Here is a 24,316-nt window from a genome sequence, read left to right on the forward strand (position 1 = left end):
CGCCCTGGGGCCACGGGCTGCTCATCGCTTGGGTTGCCCGAGGAAAAGATGGGGGCTCGATCTAGTGAACTCGCTTCGTGCGGGGCCCCTAGAGCACCGCGGTGGTGAAAAAAGGGCGGGTGAAGGGCATCCCCACCACAGGTCAAGTTTAGCGGTGCTCTCCCCCCACACGAAGCGAGTCCACTAGATCGAGCATCCGTAACGGGACTTGCGTACCAGCCAGGTCGGCCTAACCGCTGCGGGTGGGTTGGTCCGCTGGATCGAGCATCCGTAACGGGACTCGCGTACCAGCCAGGTCGGCCTAACCGCTGCGGGCGGGTTGGTCCGCTGGATCGAGCATCCGTAGTGGACGTTTGCGTTGCGTTGGGCTTGGGTTCCACGAATCAAGGGCCCAAGACTGGGGGAAATCCGATTGGGGAACTTGGTCTGTGGTGCGTTGAAATAGAAAAGGGACCGCCGTCCGTGTGGACTGCGGTCCCTTCTGTGCTTGCCTTGCCGCTGGATCAGGGGGCGAAGCCGACCTTGCGGGTGTCCGCGCTCCCGATCTCGACGTAGGCGACCCGGGCTGACGGGACCACGAAACGGCGGCCCTTGTCGTCGACCAGGACCAGCTGTCCCTGCTGGTTCTTCAGGGCGTCGGCGACCAGAGCCTCGACCTCGTCAGGAGTCAGGGAGCTGTTGAGCAAGAGCTCCCGCGCGGTGTCCGCGACACCGATCTTGACCTCCACGTCGACCTCCGGGCATCGAGAATGTGACAGGTTCCAACTCGAAGGCTAGTCGAGTGCGCCACCGGAAACCGCTCAGGGGCGGGTGCGTTCACCGAGCGCGGAATCAGCCCAGGCCCAGGGCCGTCATGCGCTTGCCGTGCCCCTGCTGCAAGCGGCGGAACAGGGCCGCGATGCCCGCCAGGTCGCCGGTGCCCGCGACGATGAGCTCCGAGAGGCCGTCGCGTTCGGCGACGACGTACTGGGCCTGGGTGAGGGCCTCGCCCAGCAGGCGCCTGCCCCACAGGGCCAGTCGGTCGCGGACCGTCCGGTCGCGCTCGATGGCCGCCGAGACCTCCCGCTCGGCGAACGCCGAGTGCCCGGTGTCGGCCAGCACCTCCAGGACCAGCAGCTTGGTGTCCTCGTCGAGCCAGGAGGCGATCTCGCGGTACAGGTCGGCCGCCAGGCCGTCGCCGACGTAGGCCTTGACCAGGCTCTCCAGCCAGGACCTCGGTGCCGTCGAGGCGTGCCAGGTGTCGATGTGGGCCACGAACGGGGCGATCGCGTCCTCGATCAACACGCCGTGCGCGGCGAGGTACTTCTCGATCTTGGCGTAGTGCCCCATCTCGGCCGCCGCCATCTCCGAGAGGGCGGCCCGGCCGGATACCGTGGGGGCCGAGCGCGCGTCCTCTGACATGCGGTCGAACGCCGAGAGCTCCCCGTAGGCCAGCACGCCCAGCAGGTCGACCACCCCGGCCGAAAGCGTGGCCCCGGACACTCCCGACTGCGCGTTCTCCATGCTTGGAGCGTATCCGGCGGCCGTCGCGGGTAGACTCGGCAGGACGCTTGGCCAGCCACCGCCTGCCACGGTTGGCGCCGAGCTGAACGCAAGACCTCGGGAAACGACGCGGGCACCTCCCGCGAACCGAGTAGGAGAGGGTGCGCGCATACCTCGCCGGCCCTCCCGCGCCACTCCCGGATGTTGCGAATCCGGGAGCCCCAGGCGCGGTCGAGCGGCCCGTCCAGGGCAGTGCGCGCTGGTACGAGAGAGGCTGATCACCCTGACGCAGGACGACACCGCGGGCGGAGAAACCGCCGCGCGAACCGATGAACTGGATCCCGTGACGCTCGAACACAGCGAGGCCGGGCTCCCCGAGACCGACACCTCGCACCCGCTCACCGCGGGTGCGCCCGTCAAACCGGAGGCCCCGACCTTCGCCGAGCTGGGCGTTCGGGAGGAGATCGTGCGCGCGCTCGCCGAGGCGGGCATCGAGCGCACGTTCGCCATCCAGGAGCTGACCCTGCCGCTCGCCCTCGCGGGCGACGACCTGATCGGGCAGGCCCGGACCGGTATGGGCAAGACGCTGGGCTTCGGCGTGCCGCTGCTGCAGCGGCTGCAGACCCCCGGCGACGGCACCCCGCAGGCGCTCGTGGTCGTGCCGACCCGCGAGCTCTGCCTGCAGGTCAGTGCCGACCTGCGGGACGCGGGCAAGCACATGGGCGGCCGGGTGCTCTCCATCTACGGCGGCCGCCCCTACGAGCCCCAGGTGGCCGCGCTGCGCAAGGGCGTGGACATCGTGGTCGGCACCCCGGGCCGGCTGCTGGACCTGGCCGAGCAGAAGCACCTGGTGCTGGGCAAGGTCCGCGGCCTGGTGCTCGACGAGGCCGACGAGATGCTCGACCTGGGCTTCCTGCCCGACATCGAGCGGATCCTGCGGATGGTCCCCGACCAGCGGCAGACGATGCTGTTCTCGGCCACCATGCCCGGCCCGATCATCACCCTGGCCCGCACCTTCCTCACCCAGCCCACGCACATCCGGGCCGAGGAGAACGACGCCAGCGCGGTGCACGAGCGCACCGAGCAGTTCGTCTACCGGGCGCACTCGCTGGACAAGATCGAGGTCGTCGCCCGGTCGCTGCAGGCCGAGGGCCGTGGGCTGACCATGGTCTTCACCCGCACCAAGCGCACCGCGCAGAAGGTCGCCGACGAGCTCACCGAGCGCGGGTTCGCCGCGGGCGCCGTGCACGGCGACCTCGGCCAGGGCGCGCGCGAGCAGGCGCTGCGGGCGTTCCGCTCGGGCAAGGTCGACGTGCTGGTCTGCACCGATGTCGCCGCGCGCGGCATCGACGTGACCGATGTCACGCACGTGATCAACTACCAGTGCCCGGAGGACGAGAAGACCTACGTCCACCGGATCGGCCGCACCGGCCGCGCGGGCAAGACCGGCGTGGCGGTCACCCTGGTCGACTGGGACGAGGAGCCGCGCTGGAAGTCGATCAGCGACGCGCTCGGCCTGGGCAAACCAGCGCCGGTGGAGACCTACTCCACCTCCGCGCACCTGTTCGCCGACCTGGGCATCCCGGCGGGCTCCACCGGCAGGCTGCCGATCGGCATGCGCACCCGCGCGGGCCTGGACGCCGAGCCGGAGGAGGACTTCGGCGGCAAGCGCCGCCGCGGTGAGAGCGCCGCCCCGACCAGGGCCCGCCGGGTCCGGGCCACCGGCGCGAGCCGCGCCCGGGCCAACACCGAGGCCGCGGCCAGCAGGCCGGCGGCCGCCGCCGCACCGGACGAGGCGGGCGAGGGCGACAGCAGGCCGCGCAGGCGCCGTCGCCGCCGCGGCGGTGCCGAGGACGGCGCGGAGGGCACCACCGCCACCGCGTCGTCGGTCACCGCCGAGCCCACCCAGGGCGAGGCACCGGCCGACAACAAGCCCGCTCGCGCGCGCCGCAGGCGGCGCCGCTCGGGTGCCGATGTGGCCGGTGAGCCCGGGGCCAACACGGGCGACACACCGGGCGGGGCAGACTAGCGCCGTGACTCTCGGGGACACCACGGGCCAGGCGGTCGACAGCGAGGACGTACTCGACGGGTACGTCCCGCCTACGCCTGCCCGTGGCCCCCGCCACGGCTTCAACAACGGCCGCGACTACGCCGTCCTGGCGCTGGTGACGCTGCTGGTCATCGCGGTCACCTTCATCTCCTTCCGGGAGAGCGAGTTCCAGGCCACCCGGCTGACCCCGTACACCGGCCCCGCCGAGGTGCTGCGCCAGCCGGAGCTGTTCCCGCCCTCGCTCGGCGAGGCGTGGCGCACGCGCAGCCCGCAGACCTGGCAGCCGGTGGTGATCAACCCGCAGCCGGACCAGAACGACGGCCTGGCCTCCACCGTGGTCACCGGCGACGTGGACACGGTCACCGGCCGCGACCCGCAGACCGGCGACGTCCGCTGGACCTACCACCGCGACCTGCCGCTGTGCACCATCTCCACGGCCTTCAAGAAGGTCGTGGTCGCCTACCGCACCGACGGCAGGATGCTGCCCGACAGCGACCCGCGCTCGGTCGGCGGCTGCAGTGAGATCACCTCGCTCAAGCCCACCACCGGGGAGCGCGACCGCCAGCGCAACCTCGACGGCGACACCGACCTGCGCTTGCTCGACGACGGGCAGGACTACCTGACCGCGCTGGGCAACAACCTGATGACCTCGCTGCGGTTCGACCTGGTCAAGACGGTGGAGTACGGCAACGTCGCGACCAAGGTCAACCCCGGCAAGCAGCCGCGCTACGACTGCACCTACAGCTCGGCGCTCACCACACCGGGCAAGGTCGGCGTGATCGAGCACTGCCCCAACGAGACCACCGACCGGCTCACCGTCTACCGCGCCTCGGCCAAGGACGCCGACACCCCGGAGATCGTGCTGAGCCAGCTGCTCGACGGCAGCTCGGCCCAGGTCGTGGCGATGAACGCCACCCTGACCGCGGTGGTCCTGCCCAACCCCGACCGCGTGGTCATCTTCGACGAGCAGGGCACCTCCACCGGGTCCTTCCCGGTCGAGCTCGGCTCCGAAGACCTCACCAGGCAGTCCACCGGCCGCACCCCGCTGGTCACCACCGGCACCGGCGCGTTCTACTGGTACACCGGCACGAACACGGTGGTCCTCTCGGCCACCGACCTGCGCCCGCTGTGGACGGTCAAGGACACCCTCGGCCCCGGCACGATCTTCGCCGGGCGCGCCCTGGTCCCGGTCCCCGACGGGATCGCGGTGCTCAGCCAGGCCGACGGCTCCCGGGTGGGCACCTTCCCGGCCAACCGCGGCGCCTACCGGGGCCCGGTGACGATGAACTCGATCGGCCCGATGGTCTTCGAGCAGCGCGGCGAGGAACTGGTCGCCCTGCACTGAGCCCCCGCCGAGGGGCACGCACTCCCAGCCCGGGGTCAACCTGGTCGCACGGCCGTGAGCTGCGCGCGCCGGGATGATCGAGCACCGCTAGCCGGTCCCCTGCTCCGCGACGATCAGCCCGCCAGAGAAACTGGTCGCACCGCATCGGGCTGCGGCACACTCGGGGTATGCACTCCCAGCTCAGCCCGCACCTGGCCCGACCGGTGGCGATCCCGAGCCGGTTCGGCCCGATCGCCGGGCTGCGCGGCGCGGGCGAGGGTCCGCTGGTGCTGATGGTGCCCGGCTACACCGGGTCCAAAGAGGACTTCGCGCCGGTGCTCGACGGGATCGTCGCGGCCGGGTTTACCCCGCTGGCCATCGACCTGCCCGGCCAGCAGGATTCCGCGGGCCCCGCCGACGAGCACCTCTACCTCCCCGAACGCCTGGGCGAGGTGCTGGCCGAGGTCATCGCGGAGTTACCGCCCCCGGTCTTGCTGGTGGGCCACTCCTTCGGCGGCCTGGTCGCGCGGCGCGCGGTGCTCGCGGGCGCCGAGATCGCGGGCCTGACCCTGCTGGACAGCGGCCCGGCCGACCTCCCACCCGGCCCCCGGCGGCAGATCCTCGACCTCGGCGAACCGCTCCTGCGCGAGCACGGCGTCCCCGCCGTGCAGCGCGGCTTGGACGCGGTCAACGCCGGGAACCCCCGCTGGCAGGCGATGTCGGAGCCGGTGCGCGCGTTCCTGCGGGGCCGTTTCCTGCGCAACCGGCCGGAGGCGCTGCTGGGGATGAGCATCGGCCTGCGCACCGAGCCGGACCTGGTCACCGAGCTGGGCAGGCAGCTGCGGCTGACCAGCACCCCGTGCCTGGTCGCCTGCGGCGCCCTGGACGACGCCTGGCCCACCTCGGTCCAACGCGACATGGCCGACCGGCTGGCGGCGGACTTCTCCATGATCGAGGGGGCGGCACACTCCCCGGCCGTGGAGAACCCGGCGGGCCTGCTCTCGGTGCTGGTGCCGACCTGGCAGTCCTGGCTCAGCTGACCCAACCGCTCCCTCAGGTGCGGGCGCCGACGCGGCCGGGCGTCACCGCTGGGCATCAGCGCAGGCTCGCGCCGCCAGTTCGGCCGCCCCGGCCAAGCGCCTGACCTGTCGCCGCGTGGACAGTCTACTTCGGACACGAGCGGTGGCGAGGCGGGACCGTTCCACCTCGACGGCCGCGCGCAGCTCGCCTGTGGAAGCGGCGACCAGCCGGTCCAGCGCGAGCGCGACCTCGCCGAACCCCGCCAGCGCTGGAAAACGACGGGCTACCGAGGCGAGTTCGGTCAGTTCGGGAACGGGCAGCCGAACACCGGGCCGCACCGCGGGCGGTCGCCGGGCGAACTCGACGAGGCCCCTGGCCGCGGGCGGGGTACGACCGAAGGCCGGGGTCGAACCCGCCAGGGCGGCGAGAAAGCCGCCGCCCTGGCGGGTGGCTGGGGTGAAGGCGGGAGTGGACCCCGCCAGGGCCGAGAGCAGCCTGCGGGCGGCGGAGTCACCGGACATCGAGGTCACCCGGTTCGTCTTCCTTGCCCGCGAGGATCAGGTTCTCCGCATAGCTCGCCACTTTCCGCACCACGGCCGGGGCCGCGGCACCGACACCGAAGGCGATGAAGCCGTGGGTGACGATGGTGGTTGTCGACAGGGCCGCGGTCGTGCCGGTCGCGATGGCCAAGTTGACCAGGACGGAGGCGAGGTACACGCCACCACCCGGTCCACTGGGCCGTTCCCACGGCCAACCCTTCACGCGGTTCGAGGCTTCGAGGAAGACGACACCGATATTGGCCGCCGCGCCGACGAGCCCCCAGAGTGCGTACTGCCAGATGTCCGGAGCGTACGGGTCCACGCTAGTCCGATCGGACTAGCGTGCACCGCCGTTAGGGGTCAGGCCCACCACAGGAACCAGATGACGATCCCGGTGACCACGCAGACCAGCAGCACCGCCAGCGTCGACTCCGGGCCGCGCTTGATGTCGGCGAACCGCTGGACCAGCAGCGCGATCACGGCCAGCACCAGGTGCACGACCATGACGCCGACCCCGGGGCCGGGCACGCCGCGGACCCAGCCGGAGATCTGCAGACCCACCACGATCAGCGCCAGCACGGCCAGCCCGACGGCCAGCGAGCCGGAGAACTCGCGCCAGAAGCCGGAGCGGTACCGCTCGGGTTTGTCCGCGCGCACCCGGGAAAGCTCCACGGTGGCGTCGTCCTCGCGGGGGAGGCGTTCGGTGGGCCCGGTCACGGTGACAGCATCGCCCATGGCTCCAGGGCCGGTCCAGTCGCCTGGCCCTCAGGGCAGCTGCGCCGGAAGTCGCACCAGCCGCACTGGCGCCCGGGGTTCGCCGGGAACAGCACGTCCGGGTCGCCGCCCGCCTTGTGCGTGTCGATCGCCAACTGGAACTCGTCGGCGCTCTCCTCGGCCCGCGACAGGTGCCTACCCAGGGATTCGTCGGTGTGCTCCCACGCCGCGACGGTGCCGGTCGGCAGGTGGTGCAGCTCCACCCGGGTGCACGGCCGCCGCAACGTCCGCCGCGCGGCGAGCACGTAGAGAGCCAGCGCCTGCGAACCACGGGCATCGTCGGTGGTGAGCGCGTGGCGGCCGGTCTTGTAGTCGACGATCACCAGCTCACCGCCGCGCTGGTCGATCCGGTCGACCCGCCCCTCGGCCACGATCGTGCCCACCGGCGCGGACACCCAGCGCTCCAGACCGACCGGGTCGTCACCGGTGTCGAGGTCCTTGACGTACTCGTGCACCCACCCGGCGGCCCGCTCCCGGTACAGCGCGGACTGCTCCTGGTCGACGAACCCGTCGTCCTTCCAGTGCGTACCGACGAGAGCCGCCGCGGCGTCCGCCGACCGCCTCTCCACCGGCAAGTCAAACAACGCCTTGAGCGCGTTGTGGACCACGGCCCCCATCGTGCTGTGCGCCCACGGCCCCCCACGCGGGGGCGTCGGCCGGTCCACATACGCCATCCGGAACCGACGACGGCAGTCCGCCCACACCCCCAACCGAGACGGCGTCACCTTGATCAACTTACGGGGCATGTTGTCGAGACCGAGCTGACCTTGCACGAGGTACACGGTACGCAACGGCACCGACACAACCCGCGCCCGGGCAGAATCTCCCCCGTGGAAATCTGGCACAACCCCCGCTGCGCGAAGTCCCGCGCCGCCCTGGCCGCCGTCGAGTCGTCGGACCAGGCGCACACCGTCCGCCGCTACCTGGACGAACCGCCCACCGAGGCCGAACTGGACGAGGTCCTGACCAAGCTGGGCAAGGACCCCTGGGAGATCACCCGACTCAAGGAACCCCTGGCCAAGGACCTCATCCTGGCCACCAAACCCCACAACCGAGCCGACTGGATCAAGACACTGGCCGCCAACCCGACCTTGATCGAACGCCCCATCATCATCACCGACAACGGGTCCGCGATCATCGCCCGCACCCCCGAAGCCATCCACCACGCACTAACCAAGTGACAGTGCGCTTCACCCTCCCCAACCCCGCCGCACCCCCACCCTCAGAACTCCCCGACCACCACAGCACCCGGCACCCCGCACCCGCTCCCCAGCCCCGGCTCCCGCTCCGGCTCCAGCCCCAGCCCCAGCCCCAGGCTCCGGCCACCCAGCACCACCCACCCTCAATCACCCCTCACAAACCACCACCCCACCACCCACTCACCGCCGCCCGCCCACCAAGCCCCTCCGGCAACCACTCCCGCCCCTGCATTCCATACGCAGCCCAAAACACGGGCCGGAGTTGTTTGTCAAGGCATCTTTCCCGCCTTGACAAACAACTCCGGCCCGTAGTCACAATTAAGCGTAGGGAAAGCAGGACCCGGAACGAGGAACCAAGAGCCAGGAGCCTAAACCCCAGCAATAAACCCGCGCACAGAATTAGCCACCAACTGCACCGCGATAGCCGCCAACAACAACCCAGCGATCTTCGCCAACAACGTGATCCCACTATCCTTGATCACCCGAATAACCACCCCGGAGAACCGCAAGCACAAATACAAGATCAAGTGCACAGCCAGGATGGCCAGCCCCAACGCCACATAAGACTCCGCATGCCCACCAGCCCCCCGGACGAACACGATCGTAGCCGCGATGGCCCCCGGCCCAGCCAGCAGCGGCGTCCCCAGCGGCACCAACGCCACGTTCACGTCCTCGACAGCCTCAGGCTCGGCGTTCTTCCCCGTCAGCAGGTCCAGCGCGATCAGCAGCAGCAACAACCCGCCCGCCCCTTGCAGGGCGGGGATCCCGATCCCCAGGTACCGCAAGATCGCCTCGCCGCCGATGGCGAAAGCCGTGATCACCCCGAGCGAGACCAATACCGCCTGCCGAGCCGCCGCGTTGCGGGTGGCCCGCGTCTTCCGCCCGGTGAGGCTCAGGAACACCGGTACCGTCCCGGGCGGATCCATGATCACGACTAGCGTGATCGTCGCCTGGGCGAACAGCGCCCCGTCGAAGAAGGCCATCTCAGGACCCTACGAGCAACGGCGCCCCGGTAGCCCGCGACACGATGGCGTCCAGCATCACCGGATCGGTCATTTCCGCGCCGAGCCCGGTGGTCTTGTTCGTCCCGTGGTAGTCACTGGACCCGGTGGCGATCAAGCCCAGCTGGTCGGCGAGCCCGCGCAGTTCCGACCGGGCCCGCGGGTCGTGGTCCGGGTGGTCGATCTCCACCCCGTCCAGGCCCGCGGCGGCCAGGTCGCGCACCACGGCCGCGTTCACCACCGGGCCGCGCTGGTGGGCGAACCCGTGCGCGAGCACCGTCACCCCGCCCGCCGCCTTGATCATCTCGATCGCGTCGGCCACCGGGGTCTTGTGGCTGGGCACGTAGTAGCCGTTGCGGCCGTGCAGCAGCTCGGTGAAGGCCTCGGTCACCGAGGACACCACCCCGGCCCGCACGAGCGCCTGGGCCAGGTGGGGCCTGCCCGCGGGCACGTCCTCGGGCAGCCCGGCGAGCAGCTCGTCGGCGTCGACCGGGTAGCCGTCGGCGGCCATCCGCCCGGCCATGGTGTGCAGCCTGCTCCGCCGCTCGGCGCGGGTGCGGGCGTACTCGGTGACGACCGCTTCGGCCTCCGGGTCGAACAGGTAGGCCAGCAGGTGCACCGTGCAGTACCCGCCGCGCCCGTCCTCGGACACGCAGGTCAGCTCCGCGCCGCGGACCAGGCCAAGACCCGCCGGGAGCGCGGCCTCGGCCTCGGCCCAGCCCGCCGTGGTGTCGTGGTCGGTGATCGCCAGGACGTCGAGGCCCGCGCGCGCGGCGGCACCGACCAGCCCGGCGGGGCTGTCGGTGCCGTCGGAGGCGTTGGAGTGGCAGTGGAGGTCGATCCGCACTCAGCCAGTGTTCACGATGACGCCGGTCACCCCGGACCCGGTCAGCTGACCGGCTTCCTGGCCCGCTTGGTGCTGCGCGCCAGCCGCTGCGCCTTGATCATCGAGAACCGCTCCGCCTGCGCCTTCTTGTCGCCGAAGACCAGCTCGGAGATGGCGTCGTAGACCTGTTCGGGCCGGGGCAGGTACTCGATGTTGTTGAGCGCCTGGATCTGGCCCGCGGACTCCACCACCATCGTGCCGTAGCCGAAGACGCGGCCGGTGGCGGTGCGCTTGTAGGTGAGGTCGGTGACCTTGCTGATGGGCATCATCAGCACCTTGGTGGTGAACACCCCGGTGGTCATCATGAACCGCTTGTCGGTGACCACGATCCGCTCGACCCACCACTCGATCACCTGGTAGACGAAGCGGAGCATCACCGCCAGCGCGGCGTACCACAGGATGTTCTGGAACAGCCACGCCTGGCTGATGTCCCGCAGCAGGTACGAGATCATCACGCAGACCGCGAGCAGCGCGACGGCCTCGAAGACCTGCCAGGCGAGGCTGGCCCAGTGCCTGCGGACCCGGATCACCCGGCGTTCGGACTCGAGCAGGTACTCGTCTGGGTCCCTGGGCGCGAACATGGTTCGACGCTACTTCGTCTCAGCTGTTGAAGACAGTGCGGACGAAGGTGATCACCGCTTCGGCCCCCTCTTTGAGGGTCGTGAGGATCGAGTTGACGATGCCCGCGGACTGCACCGGCTGCGTCACCAGGAAGAAGACGAGCAATGCCGCCCCAGTGATGATCAAGATCTTCTTGATGTCCACTGCCATCTACCCCGTTCCGTACGCACCCGTGGTGGCGCCTGTTGAAAACCGTTGTACCGCACTCGGCGGCGCTTAGGGAGAGTAGTCGCGCGCTTGGGGCAACGCGGAGCGTCACCCCGGCCCAACCGCTACTCTCCGTCGTCATGACGGCCGAGCGGGTTCGGAGGATCAGGTGTGTCGGCGGCCTCGTCCGTGACCCGGATGGCAGGCTGCTCCTGGTTCAGCGGGCCAATGCGCCCGGTGCGGGGCGGTGGTCGCTACCTGGTGGGAAGGTCGAGCCAGGCGAGTCCGACGACGCCGCGTTACGACGTGAGGTGCGCGAGGAGACCGGCTTGGCGGTCCACGTGGGACGGCTGGTCGGCACGGTCGAACGACCCGCCCCGGACGGGGTGTTCGAGATCCACGACTACGCCTGCACGGTCACTGGCGGTGATCTTCAGGCCGGTACTGACGCGAGCGCTACCCGTTGGGCCGATCTTGCGATGTTCGCCACACTCGACGCCGACGATGCCCTGGTCGAGGCCCTTTTCCAGACCCTGCGCGAGTGGTCTGAGCTGCCCCGATAGGCCCGTTCAGGCCAGCCAGACCATGCGCTCGCCGTGCATCGCGGTGCGGGCCAGCGCCACGGACAGCACATGCGGACCGTCCCACCTGGTGAGCCCCAGGGTGCTGAACGCGGGTTGCCCCGGGACCGGCGCCAAGTCCACCCGATCGGGGAGCACCTCCACCAACGAGCCCTGGTACGAGTCGTCGCTGACCCACCACAGCGGCCGGGTGGCGGCCAGCGCGGCCAGCGCGGCCACGAACTCCTTGCGCTGCGGCGCGCTCAGGTAGGCCAGCACGTGGCTGGTGATCACCACCAGCGGCACGGAGACCGGGATCAGCTCGGCGGCCGCGGCGAGGTCGTCGATGGCGTCGCCCTCGACCAGCCGCGGCGGGCTCTTGCGCTGCAGCGCCGCCGCGGTGCTGAACAGGCGCTGGCGCTCGGGCTGGTCGGCCCAGATGCACGCCTCCAGCCAGGCGGCGGCCTCCTCGTCGGCGAGGTCCACGGGCGCGCGGTCCAAGCCGACCCGCTCGGCGACGGTGATCTTCTTCGGGATGGTCGGCAGCATCGCGCCCGGCTGGAGCTCCAGGGCGCAGTGCAGGCCGAGCGGGGTCTTGGTGGGGCCGACGACCACCTGACCGGACTGCTCGGTCTGGTAGCGGTAGGCGTAGCGGTCGAGGTTGAGCAGCAGGCCCGCGCTGCACCCGACCTCCAGCAACCCGATCGGCACCCCGGCCTGCTTGGCCGCCAGCGCGACGGCCGGGTAGAGCAGCGCGGCCCGGCGGACCTCGTTGGTCTGGGTGGTGCGGGTCGCGACCAGGGCGCGGATCTTCTCGGCCCGCTCGACCACGAACGAGCGGAACAGCGGCCAGGTGCCCGAGTCCAGGCCGTAGCTCCCGCCCATCGACGGGTAGTAGTTCACCAGCTCGTGGAACGGCTCGGCCTGCAGCGCGCGGTGCGCGGCGGCGAAGAGCAGGGTGGGGTGGGCGAAGCGGTCCTCGGCGGCGGTCAGCAGGGAGGCGACCTCGTCGTCCTCGGCGGCCCGGCGGGCGAGGTGCTCGTAGAGCGGTGACTCCCCCGCGGCCTCCACCTCGGCGAACCGCCGCAACCGCTGCCTGATCTCGTCCAGGGTCACGGCCACGGCGCTCCTCCGTCAGTCCTAGGCCTGGGCCTCGGGTCGGCCCGGCTGCTCGCCCCCGCGCGCCTCACCGTAGGAGCGCTTGGGCACCATCACCTTGCGACGGAAGGTGCAGACCACCGTTCCGTCCTGCTTGTAGCCGCGGGTCTCCACGTGCACCACGCCCCGGTCGTCCTTGGACTTCGAGGGCGTCTTGTCGAGAACCTCGGTCTCACCGTAGATGGTGTCACCGTGGAAGGTCGGCTTCACATGCCGCAGCGACTCGATCTCCAGGTTCGCGATCGCCTTGCCGGAGACGTCGGGCACCGACATCCCCAGCAGCAACGAGTAGACGTAGTTGCCGACCACCACGTTCTTGCCGAAGTCGGTGCTGCCCTCGGCGTAGTGGGCGTCCAGGTGCAGCGGGTGGTGGTTCATCGTCAGCAGGCAGAACAGGTGGTCGTCGTACTCGGTCACGGTCTTGCCCGGCCAGTGCTTGTACACCGCGCCGACCTCGAACTCCTCGTAGTAGCGGCCGAACTGCACTGTTCCTCCCAAGTGACCGACGAGTAGGAGATCTGTGTACGGCCCGGTAGCTCGGCGTGCAACCGGTGTGTGAGGGACCGCACCGAGGTGTGAATCGCGCTCGGGTCAGGGCATGTCGACATGGGGGAGTACGCTGTCCTCTCGGCAGGCCCGTGCGCGTCACGAGGCCGCCATCGGCCCGAGGAGGTGAGGACGCATGAGCGACCCGCATGGTCATGAAACCGCGACCGGTTGCAGTAGTACCCGCGTCCCCTCCGGAGGCGTCCGCCACTAGGGCAGGCACCGCTGTTCCGGCAGGGACGCTCAGTCGCCGGAATCGGCCACTCGGCCGTCCGGTCCGTCGCGTCCTCGCGACGCGAGTCGCTGGAGGTCCTGATGCCTGCCATTCCCTCGTTCGGCGGCCTGAGAGGCCGCACCAACAGAGTGGGCCCGCCCGCGCCACCGATTTCGGTGCCGCTCTCGGCCTACGTCGTCGACTGCGGCGTCTACGTCGACGGTGAGCGCCTGCCCGGGCGGTGGACGCACATCGACGCCGTCGCCGAGGTCCGCAGGCGGGCCGAGGGGTTCGTCTGGATCGGCCTGCACGAACCGGACGAGCGGCAGATCCAGGGCGTGGCCGAGACCTTCGGGCTGCACGAGCTCGCCGTCGAGGACGCGGTCAACGCCCACCAGCGCCCGAAGCTGGAGCGCTACGAGGACAACCTGTTCATGGTCCTCAAGACGGTCCGCTACGTCGAGCACGAGTCGCCGACCACGGCCAACGAGATCGTCGAGACCGGCGAGATCATGGCGTTCCTGGGCGCCGACTACGTGGTCACGGTCCGCCACGGCAAGCACTCCGCGCTGCACCAGCTGCGCAACGAGCTCGAGGCGGCGCCGGACCGGCTGCGCGCGGGCCCGGCGGCGGTGCTGCACGCGATCGCCGACCACGTGGTCGACACCTACCTGGCGGTCACCGACGCCTTCGAGAACGACATCGACGAGATCGAGAAGGCGGTGTTCGCACCGCGCAGCCCGGTGAGCGCCGAGCAGATGTACCTGATGAAGCGCGAGATCCTCGAGCTGCGCCGCGCGGTGATGCCGCTGGCGAACCCGTTGCGCCGCTTGGCGGAGGGGTGTTCGCCGCTGGTCCCGGACCAGGTGCGGTCGTACTTCCGCGACGTCGACGACCACCTGACGACGGTCTCCGAGCGGGTCAGCAGCTTCGACGAGCTGCTCACCACCCTGGTCGACGCCACCCTGGCCAAGATCACGCTGCAGCAGAACACGGACATGCGCAAGATCACCTCGTGGGCCGCGATCATCGCGGTGCCCACCATGGTGGTCGGCGTCTACGGGATGAACTTCGAGAACATGCCGGAACTGCGCTGGCGGTTCGGCTACCCGGTGGTCATGATCGTGATCTTCTTCGCCTGCATCGTGCTCTACCGCATCTTCCGCAAGAACCGATGGCTGTAGCTGGGTAGTCCACTGAGGACAACCCGGCCACACCCCGCGTCCCCCGTTCGCCCTTTGATGGGAGGTTCCACCATGACCCGACTCCTCACCAACGTGAAGTTCTGGCTGCTCGCGGTGATCATCACCTGGATCACGGTGGTGACCGTCGTGATCGCCGAGGGCCCGACCAGCTGACTGCGGGCCGGACCAGCTGACTGCGGGCCGGACCGAAGACCCTCCACTTCGGACGGACTCGACAACTCCCGACACGGCCGCGACGTGCCCGACCCAGTCCCGCCACGGTCCACAAGCGACACTTCAGCGGACCGTGGCGGCCAATGCGCGCAGTTCGGCGACCAGGTCGTCGGTGCCGAGCGGGTTCACGCTCATCCACTCGCCGTCGGCGGTGTCGGCCAGGCGGAAGCGACCGCGCGGGGTGTCGAGCCAGCGCAGCTCGGTGCCGACGCGGCGCCACTGGTCCTCGGTGTCGTCGCGGACCGCGGCGCCCACCTGACCGTTGCCCACCACCGGTTGCAGGTGGCTGACCATCCGCCGGGCCACCCGGTCGTCGATGCCGTGGCCGCGCAGGAGTTCGTCGATCTCCTCGGTGCTCATCGGGCGGGGCGCGCCGGGCTGCTCCGGCTCGGGCATCCGGGCCAGCATCACCGCGAACGCGTTCTCCAGCGCCCGCCGGGGCAGGCTGAACGGCGCCGTCAGCGGGACCTCGGCCCGCGGCACCAGGCGGGCCAACCTGCCGACGGCGTCGTCCAGGGTGGCCGCCCACAGCCGGATCACGCCCAGCTCGTCGGCCGAGTCCTGGGTGACCACCAACGCCTCGTCCCGCACTGTCAGCACCGCGACGCCCAGGGTGCCGGAGTCGCGGTGCAGCACCATGTCCAGCGCGCCCGTGCAGGTGCGCAGCAGGTACACGAACTCCTCGGCGACCCCGAGCGGGCCCTGCTCGTCGGCCAGCTCGCGCTCCATCAGCGCCTCGGCCGCCGCGTGGTAGAGCACCCCGCGCTCCACATCGGACACCCCACTGGCGGGCACTTCGAGCGGGAACGGTGCCTGCACCTCGGCGAAGGCGCAGAGCAGGTCGACCTCGACCGGGTGCAGCGCCAGGCCCAGCTCCGCCATCAGGGGTTCTGGTAGCGCTGCGCGGAGTTGTCGTCGCTCTCGACGTAGTTCGACGCGGTGCGCTCGGCGCTGGCGACGAACTCCTCCATCCGCTTGAGCGCGGTCTCCAGCTGCCCCTTGAGGCCTGCCTCACTCGCCAGCCGGTCGGTGAACTTCTCCGCCAGCTCCTGCCCGACCGGGCTGGTGCCCAGCATCGGCAGGTACGCGGGCGTGGCCAGGTCGGCCACGTCGGCGAAGATCGCGTTCAGGTCGGCGCGGACCTCCTCGACCGCCTTGGCGAACTCGCGCACCTGCTCGGGCTGCACCTGCCACCCGGCGTTGCCCACCGGGGCGTTCGGATCATCGACGTACATGCTGTGCCCCTTGGGTCCTAGAGCCCGATGACCGGCGGCGCGGCCGTCAGGTCGGCGGTGGTGAACGGGTCTTCCTCGATCGGCACGCGCCTGCGGTGCTCGCCGTCCTCTTCCTTGTCGCGGGCGCCACCGGGCGCGCCGCCGTAGCCGTTGCCGTTGCGCCGGGCGTGCTCGTCGCTGCCGAACCCGCTGGCCCGCCCGAACCGGCTGGCACCGCGGCTGCCGTTCCGCCCGCCTGAGCCCGCGCCCAGGCCGCCGCCCGCACCACCGAAACCGCCGCGACCCGCGCCACCGCGGCCGCGCGACCCGTCGCGGCCCGAGCCCGTTCCCAGGCCCGCGCCCATCCCACCGCGACCGGCACCCGAACCGGCGCCGCGGCCCGCACCCGCGCCGCCGCGGAAGCCGCCCGGCTGGAGACCGCCGGGGCCGAAGCCGATGCCGCCGGTGCCCTGCCCGATGCCGGGACCGGACGCGCCGGGGGTGAAGCCGTTGTTCGGGCCGAGGCCGGTGAGGCCCTTCCAGTGGTTCTGCCAGCCGTTGTTGAAGCCGGGGGCGGCGGACGGCGTGGTGCCGCCGACGCTCGGGCCGCCGTGGAAGTCCGGCGGCGGGGTGTTCGGGGCACCCGGCGGGCGCGACGGCGCGCCGGGCACGACGACCCCGGGGCCGGGCACGCCGGTGCTCGGCGGCCGGTTCCACACCGGGTCGGTGCCGCCGCCACCGCCGGTGCCGGGCTGGCCGAAGCGCGGGGTGGTGCCGTCGATGCCCATGACCGCGGTCTCGAAGCGCTGCATCGTCTGCACGGCCTTGCGCTTCATCTTCTTCTTGTTGCTGCCGAAGCCGAACGCGCTGGCGATACCGCCGAGCGCCGCGCCGAAGGCCGCGCCGACCGGTCCACCGATCGCGAAGCCCGCCGCGGCGCCGCCACCCGCGGTGGCCAGGAACGGGCTGCTGGGCGAGCCGCCGGGCATGGTGCTCTGCGCCGAGCGCAGCGCCCCGCTGGCGTCCTGGATCGGGTCGGCCATCTGCTTGGCCGTGCCGCCGAGCTCGGAGATCCACGCGGCGTTGTCCACGACCAGCCGGGACGCGTCCTCGGACGCGCTACCGGACCAGAACTGCATGAGCTTGCCGAGCGAGCGGGAGAGCTCCTTGGACGCCTGCCCCACCTTGTCGCCGTAGGCCGCCCACTCCTGGGCGAGCATCTCCAGCTGACCGGCGTTGGCGTTGTCCCCGACCATGCGCTGCAGCGACTTGAGCGAGTAGCCGTCCCAGTGCACACCGCCGCTGACGTAGTTGTCGTCCGCGTCGCGGCGGCGCCTGCGGTCCTGCTCGGCGGCGTGCCGAGCGGCCGCGGCCTGCTCGGCCTGCTGGGCCATCCGCCGCACCAAGTCGTCGAGACCGGCGATCATCCCCGCGCCCCTCCCTCAGCCCGGGGTGACCGGGCCGGGTAGACATTCCCCACGTACGCCACATCGTCGTTTTCCGTTGTCACGGTAACCGATGGGACCGACTCTCCGGGACCCTTCGGTACCCCTGGGTCACCAGAGTTCACGTGCCAGCGCGCGCAGCTCACCACGCAGCTCCTCCCTGGGCAGCGGGTTGACGCTCATCCAGTCGCCGTCGCCCGCCAGGCGGAACCGGCCGCGGGCGGTGTCGAGCCAGCGGACCTCGGCACCGGAGCGGGTCCACTCGTCGGCGTAGCCGCGGCGCACGGCCACCCCCGCCTGGCCGTTGCCCAGCACCGGCTGCAGGTGGGTGGTCATCCGGCGCGCGGTCTGCTCGTCGATGCCGTGCGCGCGCAGCAGCCGGTCGAGCTCATCGCCGCCGAGCCTGCGCGGGCCACCGTCGTCGTCGGTGGCGGCCAAGATCGCCCGGTACGCCTGGTCGAGCGACCGGCGGGGCAGGTTGAACCCCGCCGCCAGCGCCGCGCCGAGGTCCGGGACCAGGTCGAGCAGTGCGTCGACCGCGTCGCGGGTCGCCATCCGCACCAGGTGCACCCGGGCGCCGACCGGGCCGAGGTCCTGGGCGACCAGCAGCGCCTCGTCGCGCTGGGCCAGCACGAGCGCGCCCCGGGCCCGGTCGCGGCGGGCGACCATGATGTCCAGCGAACCGTTGCCCTCGCGCAGCAGGTGCACCAGGTCGGCGGCCACCCCGCGCGGGCCGCGGCTGTCGGACAGGCCGCGCCTGGCCAGCTCCGCGCGGGCCACCTGGAACGACGCCCGCCGGTCGCCCGGCACCTGGACCCGCAGCGGGAACGGCGGGCTGACCTCGGCGAAGGTGCACAGCAGGTCGACCTCGGCCGGGTGCAGCCAGGCGTCGACACCGCCCCGGTGCCCCGCGTCGGGTTCCAGCCCCGTGGGCATCTCCGTCACGCGGCGCCACCTGTCCGGTCGGTGCGCTTGATGTCACCCTCGGCGGTGTCCTCGACGTCGCGGTAGGCGTCGCGGACCTGCTCGGCGCTCTTGATGAACTGGTCCATCCGGGTCATGGCCTCCTTGAGGAGACCGCGCAGGCCCTCTTCTCCGTTGAGCCGGTCGTCGAACTTCTTGGCCAGCTGCTGCCCGACCGGGCTGGTGCCGAGCTTGGGCGTGTACGCCTCGCCCTGCATGTTGGTCACCCGCGTCTGCACGGCCGCCAAGCCGAACCGCGCGGAGGACACGGCGATGCTGAACCCGTGCAGCTTGTCGGGGTCGACGTCCCAGAAGCCCTTGGACTGCTGACCGCCGTGCCCGGGGGTGACGGCCGGGGTGACGGCGGGCAGCGTGACCGTGGCGTCGCCGGGGACGGGCTTGGGGAGGGTGGCGGTCGCGTCGCCGGGAAGCGCGGCGGCGTCGGTGGTCTGGGCCGGATCCGTGGGCTGCGCTGCGTCACCAGGCTTCGCCGCGTCACTGGGCTGCACCGTGGTGTCGCCGGGCTTCTGCGCCGACGGGTCCGGTCGGGCCTCCGGGCCGGAACCGCCGGGCGCCGGGCTGTTCGGCGTGGGACCGGTGGTGGGACCACCGGGTGGGACGGTCGGGACGGGGGCGCCGCCGTGCGGGGCGGGACGGGCGGGGAGGACACCGTCCTCCGGACCACCGGGCGGCCACGCGGTGTCGGGCACCGAAGAGCCAGGACCACCGGGCACGGGCGTACCCGGCGGGACCGGGGTGCCGGGCGGCACAGGACCGCCGGGAAGTGCGGGGACCTGACCGCCGGGCGGCAGGTGGGTGCCCGGCGGGAGCTGGACGTCGGGCGTGGGACCACCGGCGACCGGTCCGCCCGGTAAGGAGGCCCCGGGCGGCAGCGAACTGCTCGGCGGCGGTACCCCGGGGCCCGGGGTGATCGGCCCGGGCGGCGTCGGGAACGGGCTGGGGATCGGCGACGGGTCGGGCACCGGGATTGGGCTGGGGCCGGGCGCGGGCGGCACCGGGACGGGCGGGCCGGGCACCGGCGGCGGGAACGGGCTCGGCGGGGGTGCGGGGACCGGGCTCGGCGTCGGCGTGGGAGCCGGGAACGGGCCCGGCGGCGTCGGGGCGGGCGGCGGGAGGGGGCTCGGCGACGGCACGGGCGGCGGGAACGGGGTGGGCGCGGGACCCGGGGTCGGCACGGGCGCGGGCGGCGGGAACGGACTGGGCGCGGGGAACGGGCTCGGCACCGGGTCGGGTACCGGGCTCGGGGCCGGTGGCTCCGGAACCGGCATCGGCGGCGGGTTGGCGCTCGCGTCCTGCTGGGCCGCGGTGAACGCGGCCTGGTCCTCGGCCAGTCCGTACTGGTCGAACTCGCGCATGGTCTGTGCTCTCCCCTGCCCCTAGAGCCCGATCACCGGCGGCGAAGCCTTCTGGTCCAACGCGAACGGGTCCTCGGCGTCGTACGGGTAGCGCCTGCGGTGCTCGCCGCTGTCACCCTGGCCACCACCCATCCCCGCGCCGCCCATCGGCATCCCGCCCATGCCCATCCCACTGCCCGAGCCACCAGCCTGACCACCCGCCGCGGCCACACCGGCGGCGGGCAGGCCCGTGCGGGTGCCGCCCGGCAGCGCCTCGGTGGCACCGACGGCCCCGCCCGGCTGGAGGGGAGCGCGCGCGGCACTTCCGTCCGCACTACTACCACCACCGCCGCCGAACGAAGCACCGCCACCGTAGCCGGCCGCGCCGCCCGCCGAGCCGGAACCCGCCGTGGCGTGGCTGGTGGCGTTGTCGAAGCCCTGGGCCGCGGTGCCCGGGTCGCCGCCCGCGGTGAGCACCGCCCAGCGCATCTCGACGTCGGTCGCGTAGGACACCGTGGTGTCGATCCAGTTGCCGGGCGCGGGGGTGGGCAGCGGCACCGGCGGCTTGTCCTCCGGGTGCTCGCGCAGCACGGTGGCGCGCTCCTCGAACTGCGGCGTGGCCTGGTCGATGCCGATCGCCGCGCCCTCGAACCGCTTCATCGCCTCGACGGCCATCGCCTTGAGCTTGGCCTCTTCCTGCTCCGCGGTGAAGGCGCTCTCCGCCCCCGCCGCGGTGCCGTTGATGGCCGACACCAGCGGGCCACCCGCCTCGAGCCCGCGCGCGGCGCTGTCGGCGGCCAGGGCGGGCGGCACGGCGGGCTTGGCCGGGATCTCCGGCATCGCGTCCTGGGCGGCCTTGAGCGCGCCCGCCGCCTCCTGGATCGGGTCGCCGATCTTGTGCGCGGTCTCGCCCAGGTCGGCCACCCACTGGGCGTTGAGCGCGACGTCCTGGCGGGCCTGCTCGGCGGCCGCGCCGGACCAGTAGTCCATCAGCTCGTCGAGCGCCTTGGTCAACAGGTCGGCGGCGTCGACGACCTCGCTGCCCGCCGCCCGCCAGTCGTCGGCGAGGCGCTCGAGCTGCGGTGCGCTCGCCTGGTCGGCGACCATCTTGACCAAGTCCTGGAGGGTGTACTTCTCCCACTCCGTGCCCCCGGTGACGTACCGGTCGGCCCCCTGCTTCCCTGTTCGCATCGCTCGAACTCCCCTCGGTGGCTGACCGGACCACCGCACCCCGTGGTGGGCACCGCCCCGTGGCACCCGTGGACGATCGCTTCCGACGATCACGCTATCCCGTCGGACGTCAGCCCGACACCAACCGTTCCCTCCCCATCACTGTTCGCTTCGCGGGGCCGCATCGCTACCGGTTCGGACGTAGCATCGGACGATGCCGAGGGTGCTCGCGGTCTCCGACGAGGTGGTCGAGCGGCTGTGGACCACGCGGGTCCGCGGCCACGGCGTCGACCTCGTGCTCGCCGCGGGCGACCTCCCGTTCGACTACCTGGAGTTCCTCGCCGACGCGCTGGACCGGCCGTGCGTGTTCGTGCCGGGCAACCACGACGCCGACCTCGCCGGCTACGACCACCGGCACGGGCTGTGGACCAGGGACGGGCTCCCGGTGGACTACCCCGGCCCGCGCGGCGCGGTGAACGCGGACGGCCGGGTCGCCGACGTCGCGGGGCTGCGCATCGCGGGCCTGGGCGGGTCGATCCGCTACAACGAGGGGCCGAACCAGTGGACCGAGCGGCAGATGGCCCGCCGGTCGCGGCGCGTCGTCCGCCAAGCGGCGGTAAGGCGGTGGCGCGACGGTAGGTCTGTCGACGTCCTCTTGACCCACTCACCCCCGCGAGGTGTGGGCGATCAGGAAGACCCACCGCACCGCGGTTTCTCCTGCCTGCACGACACCGTGCGACGGCTCCAGCCCGGTCTGATGGTGCACGGCCACATCCACCCGCACGGCGCACCGGTACCCGATCGGACCATGGGCGTCACCCGGGTGGTCAACACCGTGGGCTACCGGATCCTCGACATCCCGGGGGGTGGTCGTGCCGCGTGACACCGGTTTCCCGGTCGCCGACGCCGAGAACGACTTCCTGCGCGTGCGCAGGCGCCAGGTGCTGTCCCGGCTCGGCGCCTGGCTGCGCCGCGAGCCCGACGACGTGAACATCATGGTGCCCTTCGACGAGGTCGTCGCCGCCCTCGGCAGGCTGGGCGAGCGCAGGCTCGGGCTCCAGGTGATCGCCCTCGACTCGATCATCGGCAGCGTCGACCGGACCCGTGACTTCGACCGCCAGTTCCGCCCCACCTCGGCCCAGTCCCGCCAGCGCTGGGAACGCCTCGCCCTGGCCAGCAGGCGCGGCGAGTCGTTCCCGCCGATCGAGGTCTACCGGGTGGGGGACCTGCACTTCGTGGTCGACGGGCACCACCGGGTGTCGGTAGCGCACGCCCTGGGGCTCAAGACGATCGACGCGATGGTCACCGAGATCATCACCCGGGTGTCGGCGGAGGGGATCCGGTACCGGGGCGACCTGATCGTGAAGGACTACCGGCGGATCTTCCTCGACCGCGTCCCGCTGGCGGCCCCGGCCCGCGCGGCGATCACCCTGAGCGACCCGTGGGACTACGCCGAACTCAGCGAGGCCGTGGAGGCGTGGGGCTTCCGGCTGATGCAGGCGGAGGCCACGTTCCTCGACCGCCCGACGGTGGCCCAGCGGTGGTACGCCGAGGAGTTCGTACCGGTGGTGACGATGGTCCGGCAGGCGGGCATGGTCTCCACCCAGTCCGAGGCGGAGGCCTACCTGTGGGTCATCGGCGAGCGCTACAAACTGATCCGCTCCCACCGCTGGGACGACGAGGTCCTCACCGCACTGCGCGCCCAGAACCGAACCAGCGGCAAGCAGCCGTAGCGACCGAACGAGTGCCAGTGCGCGCGGTCATTCACTCAGGGTGCGCGGCGGGCTGCGCCTTCTGCACCACCTGATCGGCGATGTTGTCCAGCAGCCGGGTACCGACCTCCTGTGAGTAACCCAGGATCAGCGCGAACAGCAGCAGGGAAGCGTGCGAGGACACCAGGTCCTGCAGCAGACCGGTGCGCAGGACGAGAACCCCGACGACCGCGAAGATCGCGCCGAGCATGATCTTCACAATCGCCTGGTACGGGGTGAGCGTGTAGGGCACGACGCTGGGTTTGGTGCGCAGCAACAGAACCACGACAGCGATCGACGCACCGAGCACACCCATCAACTGCAACCACCACACGTCACCACTGGAGGCGACGGCACGACCGGTCGGGCACACATCCGCCGCCGCACCAATGCAGAGCGGCAACATGTCCTCGTGCCGGGCCGTGAGCCAACCGATCAGGATGTTGACACCGAGCAGAAGAAGCCCGAACAGGATGATCCGATTCCGCAGACTCCGAACACTGGTAGCCGCGTCGTGCGAGGCGTCATCAGCGGCACGCAGCGCAGTCAGGACCAACGCCCGCTGGGCCGGCTCAGCCATCGCGTCGAACACGGCAGGCTCCAACGCCTGCACCCGAGGGTCCTTCTGCGGGAGCTTGCGCGCCACGGAGGCGCGCACGTCCGGAATCCGCCCCGCCAAATCAGGACTGGACGCGATGAGCACCGACTCGGCAAGGTGCAGAGCCCGCCAAGTGCGCTCGATGTTCACCCCGGAATACCAACGCGGCAAGGTACTGCGCAGCTCAGCCGCCCGCGCCACCGCCCGCATCGCCGTGTGCACCGCACGCGGAACCGGCCCGGCCCGCTCATCGAGATCGGCCTGCAACTGCTGCAACCGCTCCACCACAGCCATCCGCCAAGCCGACGACGGATGCAACTTCTCAATCCGCAACGACCAGTCAGGCTCACCACCCGCACCGGCCGACGAGCCCCGCCCGTTGGCACCACTGAGCAACAACGCCTCGGGTGCGGGCGGTCGCACGTCCGGGTTCATCGGCCATCCCCCCGGATGGACACGGCACGAGGAGTCGCCCCCGCGCCTCTCCCCCAAGTGATCGCGACCTACCCCGAGATCATTACGCCCCCCAAACCAACGCGGCACCGGCCAGCAACGGCTGCAGCAGCAGAAACCCCTCCTTCCCAACAAACACGACCAAGACCCACCCAACACCACATCGCCAACCCAGAGCCCCCACCCTCACCCTCCCCAAGCACCCTCCAATCTCCGCAATCACCTCCGTGACCCCAGGACTCACCACCCCCAGGACCCACCACCCAGCCGCAGCGGATAGGCCGACCCCGCTGGTAACGCCGGCCCGCTACGGATGCTCGATCTAGTGGACTCGCTTCGTGTGGGGGGAGAGCACCGCTAAACTCGCCGTGTGGTGGGAATGCCCTTCACCCGCCCTTCTTTCCCACCGCGGTGCTCTAGGGGCCCCA

27 protein-coding genes are annotated in these 24,316 nt (G+C 71.5%); 8 read left to right on the forward strand and 19 right to left on the reverse strand.

Annotated features, from left to right (window positions below; translation table 11 throughout):
• Positions 1–503: 503 nt before the first annotated feature.
• Entirely contained in the window at positions 504–728 is a 225-nt protein-coding gene (locus tag QSK30_RS35245; RefSeq protein WP_285509756.1) for a DUF3107 domain-containing protein, read from the reverse strand.
• Between the two features lie 103 nt (positions 729–831).
• The gene (locus tag QSK30_RS35250) at positions 832–1,503 is read right to left on the reverse strand and encodes a ferritin-like fold-containing protein (RefSeq protein ID WP_285509757.1); all 672 of its coding nucleotides are present in this window, start codon (positions 1,501–1,503) and stop codon (positions 832–834) included.
• 322 nt (positions 1,504–1,825) lie between these two features.
• Here QSK30_RS35250 and QSK30_RS35255 point away from each other — a divergent pair, with 322 nt between their 5' ends.
• The 3 genes from QSK30_RS35255 to QSK30_RS35265 all read left to right on the forward strand — a co-directional run bounded on the left by QSK30_RS35255 (position 1,826) and on the right by QSK30_RS35265 (position 5,896).
• The gene (locus QSK30_RS35255; RefSeq protein WP_285509758.1) at positions 1,826–3,511 is read left to right on the forward strand and encodes a DEAD/DEAH box helicase; all 1,686 of its coding nucleotides are present in this window, start codon (positions 1,826–1,828) and stop codon (positions 3,509–3,511) included.
• 4 nt (positions 3,512–3,515) lie between these two features.
• Positions 3,516–4,877 carry an Rv3212 family protein gene (locus QSK30_RS35260; RefSeq protein WP_285509759.1) on the forward strand — a complete coding sequence of 454 codons (1,362 nt, stop codon included), beginning with the start codon at positions 3,516–3,518 and terminating at the stop codon, positions 4,875–4,877.
• A 167-nt stretch (positions 4,878–5,044) separates the two neighbouring features.
• On the forward strand, positions 5,045–5,896 hold the full coding sequence (locus QSK30_RS35265) for an alpha/beta fold hydrolase (protein WP_285509760.1): 852 nt from the start codon (positions 5,045–5,047) through the stop codon (positions 5,894–5,896).
• Positions 5,897–5,938: 42 nt separating this feature from the next.
• On the opposite strand, the gene QSK30_RS35270 is transcribed toward QSK30_RS35265, so the two are convergent.
• The 4 genes from QSK30_RS35270 to QSK30_RS35285 are packed head-to-tail and all read right to left on the reverse strand — an operon-like array spanning position 5,939 to position 7,935.
• Complete coding sequence (locus QSK30_RS35270) at positions 5,939–6,397, reverse strand: hypothetical protein (RefSeq protein ID WP_285509761.1); 459 nt, start codon at positions 6,395–6,397, stop codon at positions 5,939–5,941.
• Positions 6,387–6,737 (reverse strand): hypothetical protein, encoded by a 351-nt coding sequence (locus QSK30_RS35275; protein WP_285509762.1) that lies wholly within the window; start codon positions 6,735–6,737, stop codon positions 6,387–6,389. Before QSK30_RS35275 ends, QSK30_RS35270 begins: the two co-directional genes overlap by 11 nt.
• A gap of 38 nt (positions 6,738–6,775) precedes the next feature.
• On the reverse strand, positions 6,776–7,132 hold the full coding sequence (locus tag QSK30_RS35280; protein WP_285509763.1) for a hypothetical protein: 357 nt from the start codon (positions 7,130–7,132) through the stop codon (positions 6,776–6,778).
• Entirely contained in the window at positions 7,129–7,935 is an 807-nt protein-coding gene (locus QSK30_RS35285; protein ID WP_285509781.1) for a RecB family exonuclease, read from the reverse strand. Before QSK30_RS35285 ends, QSK30_RS35280 begins: the two co-directional genes overlap by 4 nt.
• A gap of 84 nt (positions 7,936–8,019) precedes the next feature.
• Here QSK30_RS35285 and QSK30_RS35290 point away from each other — a divergent pair, with 84 nt between their 5' ends.
• Positions 8,020–8,370 carry an arsenate reductase family protein gene (locus QSK30_RS35290; protein WP_285509764.1) on the forward strand — a complete coding sequence of 117 codons (351 nt, stop codon included), beginning with the start codon at positions 8,020–8,022 and terminating at the stop codon, positions 8,368–8,370.
• A 386-nt stretch (positions 8,371–8,756) separates the two neighbouring features.
• Here QSK30_RS35290 and QSK30_RS35295 read toward each other — a convergent pair whose 3' ends face one another.
• From QSK30_RS35295 to QSK30_RS35310, 4 genes are read right to left on the reverse strand one after another with little or no spacing between them, the layout of a single operon-like run.
• The gene (locus tag QSK30_RS35295; RefSeq protein WP_285509765.1) at positions 8,757–9,371 is read right to left on the reverse strand and encodes a MarC family protein; all 615 of its coding nucleotides are present in this window, start codon (positions 9,369–9,371) and stop codon (positions 8,757–8,759) included.
• Between the two features lies 1 nt (position 9,372).
• Positions 9,373–10,236, reverse strand: coding sequence for a PHP domain-containing protein (locus QSK30_RS35300; RefSeq protein WP_285509766.1), 864 nt, complete (start codon positions 10,234–10,236; stop codon positions 9,373–9,375).
• Positions 10,237–10,277: 41 nt separating this feature from the next.
• Positions 10,278–10,856, reverse strand: coding sequence for a PH domain-containing protein (locus QSK30_RS35305; RefSeq protein WP_285509767.1), 579 nt, complete (start codon positions 10,854–10,856; stop codon positions 10,278–10,280).
• Between the two features lie 19 nt (positions 10,857–10,875).
• Positions 10,876–11,046 (reverse strand): hypothetical protein, encoded by a 171-nt coding sequence (locus QSK30_RS35310; protein ID WP_285509768.1) that lies wholly within the window; start codon positions 11,044–11,046, stop codon positions 10,876–10,878.
• A gap of 137 nt (positions 11,047–11,183) precedes the next feature.
• Here QSK30_RS35310 and QSK30_RS35315 point away from each other — a divergent pair, with 137 nt between their 5' ends.
• The gene (locus QSK30_RS35315; RefSeq protein ID WP_285509769.1) at positions 11,184–11,606 is read left to right on the forward strand and encodes an NUDIX hydrolase; all 423 of its coding nucleotides are present in this window, start codon (positions 11,184–11,186) and stop codon (positions 11,604–11,606) included.
• Between the two features lie 6 nt (positions 11,607–11,612).
• Here QSK30_RS35315 and QSK30_RS35320 read toward each other — a convergent pair whose 3' ends face one another.
• Together QSK30_RS35320 and QSK30_RS35325 are read right to left on the reverse strand one after the other, a co-directional pair.
• On the reverse strand, positions 11,613–12,725 hold the full coding sequence (locus QSK30_RS35320; RefSeq protein WP_285509770.1) for a DUF2332 domain-containing protein: 1,113 nt from the start codon (positions 12,723–12,725) through the stop codon (positions 11,613–11,615).
• An 18-nt stretch (positions 12,726–12,743) separates the two neighbouring features.
• Entirely contained in the window at positions 12,744–13,247 is a 504-nt protein-coding gene (locus QSK30_RS35325) for a MaoC family dehydratase (RefSeq protein ID WP_285509771.1), read from the reverse strand.
• 375 nt (positions 13,248–13,622) lie between these two features.
• On the opposite strand from QSK30_RS35325, the gene corA reads away from it, so the two are divergent.
• A complete protein-coding gene (corA, locus tag QSK30_RS35330) occupies positions 13,623–14,705 on the forward strand; it encodes a magnesium/cobalt transporter CorA (RefSeq protein WP_285509772.1) in 1,083 nt (360 codons plus the stop codon).
• A gap of 297 nt (positions 14,706–15,002) precedes the next feature.
• Here corA and QSK30_RS35335 read toward each other — a convergent pair whose 3' ends face one another.
• The 6 genes from QSK30_RS35335 to QSK30_RS35360 all read right to left on the reverse strand — a co-directional run bounded on the left by QSK30_RS35335 (position 15,003) and on the right by QSK30_RS35360 (position 21,107).
• Positions 15,003–15,821, reverse strand: coding sequence for an ESX secretion-associated protein EspG (locus tag QSK30_RS35335; RefSeq protein ID WP_285509773.1), 819 nt, complete (start codon positions 15,819–15,821; stop codon positions 15,003–15,005).
• The gene (locus QSK30_RS35340) at positions 15,821–16,174 is read right to left on the reverse strand and encodes a hypothetical protein (protein WP_285509774.1); all 354 of its coding nucleotides are present in this window, start codon (positions 16,172–16,174) and stop codon (positions 15,821–15,823) included. The genes QSK30_RS35335 and QSK30_RS35340 overlap by 1 nt, the downstream gene beginning before the upstream one ends.
• A gap of 17 nt (positions 16,175–16,191) precedes the next feature.
• Positions 16,192–17,580, reverse strand: coding sequence for a WXG100 family type VII secretion target (locus QSK30_RS35345; RefSeq protein WP_285509775.1), 1,389 nt, complete (start codon positions 17,578–17,580; stop codon positions 16,192–16,194).
• Positions 17,581–17,709: 129 nt separating this feature from the next.
• Complete coding sequence (locus QSK30_RS35350; RefSeq protein ID WP_285509782.1) at positions 17,710–18,534, reverse strand: ESX secretion-associated protein EspG; 825 nt, start codon at positions 18,532–18,534, stop codon at positions 17,710–17,712.
• A gap of 5 nt (positions 18,535–18,539) precedes the next feature.
• Positions 18,540–19,937 (reverse strand): hypothetical protein, encoded by a 1,398-nt coding sequence (locus tag QSK30_RS35355; protein WP_285509776.1) that lies wholly within the window; start codon positions 19,935–19,937, stop codon positions 18,540–18,542.
• A gap of 21 nt (positions 19,938–19,958) precedes the next feature.
• Positions 19,959–21,107 (reverse strand): hypothetical protein, encoded by a 1,149-nt coding sequence (locus tag QSK30_RS35360; protein ID WP_285509777.1) that lies wholly within the window; start codon positions 21,105–21,107, stop codon positions 19,959–19,961.
• Positions 21,108–21,300: 193 nt separating this feature from the next.
• On the opposite strand from QSK30_RS35360, the gene QSK30_RS35365 reads away from it, so the two are divergent.
• Both QSK30_RS35365 and QSK30_RS35370 read left to right on the forward strand, forming a co-directional pair.
• The gene (locus tag QSK30_RS35365) at positions 21,301–21,969 is read left to right on the forward strand and encodes a metallophosphoesterase family protein (RefSeq protein WP_285509778.1); all 669 of its coding nucleotides are present in this window, start codon (positions 21,301–21,303) and stop codon (positions 21,967–21,969) included.
• The gene (locus QSK30_RS35370) at positions 21,953–22,819 is read left to right on the forward strand and encodes a chromosome partitioning protein ParB (protein WP_285509779.1); all 867 of its coding nucleotides are present in this window, start codon (positions 21,953–21,955) and stop codon (positions 22,817–22,819) included. Before QSK30_RS35365 ends, QSK30_RS35370 begins: the two co-directional genes overlap by 17 nt.
• Positions 22,820–22,850: 31 nt before the next feature.
• Here QSK30_RS35370 and QSK30_RS35375 read toward each other — a convergent pair whose 3' ends face one another.
• A complete protein-coding gene (locus QSK30_RS35375) occupies positions 22,851–23,870 on the reverse strand; it encodes a hypothetical protein (protein ID WP_285509780.1) in 1,020 nt (339 codons plus the stop codon).
• Positions 23,871–24,316 lie beyond the last annotated feature (446 nt).

The organism is Actinokineospora sp. NBRC 105648, assembly GCF_030269645.1.
Lineage (GTDB): Bacteria > Actinomycetota > Actinomycetes > Mycobacteriales > Pseudonocardiaceae > Actinokineospora.

Coding starts and splice junctions, on each gene's coding strand:
- QSK30_RS35350 (WP_285509782.1), bottom strand. CDS start 18,534: ATGCCCACGGGGCTGGAACCCGACGCGGGGCACCGGGGCGGTGTCGAC.
- QSK30_RS35295 (WP_285509765.1), bottom strand. CDS start 9,371: ATGGCCTTCTTCGACGGGGCGCTGTTCGCCCAGGCGACGATCACGCTA.
- corA (WP_285509772.1), top strand. CDS start 13,623: ATGCCTGCCATTCCCTCGTTCGGCGGCCTGAGAGGCCGCACCAACAGA.
- QSK30_RS35360 (WP_285509777.1), bottom strand. CDS start 21,107: ATGCGAACAGGGAAGCAGGGGGCCGACCGGTACGTCACCGGGGGCACG.
- QSK30_RS35335 (WP_285509773.1), bottom strand. CDS start 15,821: ATGGCGGAGCTGGGCCTGGCGCTGCACCCGGTCGAGGTCGACCTGCTC.
- QSK30_RS35365 (WP_285509778.1), top strand. CDS start 21,301: ATGCCGAGGGTGCTCGCGGTCTCCGACGAGGTGGTCGAGCGGCTGTGG.
- QSK30_RS35270 (WP_285509761.1), bottom strand. CDS start 6,397: ATGTCCGGTGACTCCGCCGCCCGCAGGCTGCTCTCGGCCCTGGCGGGG.
- QSK30_RS35310 (WP_285509768.1), bottom strand. CDS start 11,046: ATGGCAGTGGACATCAAGAAGATCTTGATCATCACTGGGGCGGCATTG.
- QSK30_RS35285 (WP_285509781.1), bottom strand. CDS start 7,935: ATGCCCCGTAAGTTGATCAAGGTGACGCCGTCTCGGTTGGGGGTGTGG.
- QSK30_RS35375 (WP_285509780.1), bottom strand. CDS start 23,870: ATGAACCCGGACGTGCGACCGCCCGCACCCGAGGCGTTGTTGCTCAGT.
- QSK30_RS35315 (WP_285509769.1), top strand. CDS start 11,184: ATGACGGCCGAGCGGGTTCGGAGGATCAGGTGTGTCGGCGGCCTCGTC.
- QSK30_RS35305 (WP_285509767.1), bottom strand. CDS start 10,856: ATGTTCGCGCCCAGGGACCCAGACGAGTACCTGCTCGAGTCCGAACGC.
- QSK30_RS35250 (WP_285509757.1), bottom strand. CDS start 1,503: ATGGAGAACGCGCAGTCGGGAGTGTCCGGGGCCACGCTTTCGGCCGGG.
- QSK30_RS35355 (WP_285509776.1), bottom strand. CDS start 19,937: ATGCGCGAGTTCGACCAGTACGGACTGGCCGAGGACCAGGCCGCGTTC.
- QSK30_RS35265 (WP_285509760.1), top strand. CDS start 5,045: ATGCACTCCCAGCTCAGCCCGCACCTGGCCCGACCGGTGGCGATCCCG.
- QSK30_RS35340 (WP_285509774.1), bottom strand. CDS start 16,174: ATGTACGTCGATGATCCGAACGCCCCGGTGGGCAACGCCGGGTGGCAG.
- QSK30_RS35345 (WP_285509775.1), bottom strand. CDS start 17,580: ATGATCGCCGGTCTCGACGACTTGGTGCGGCGGATGGCCCAGCAGGCC.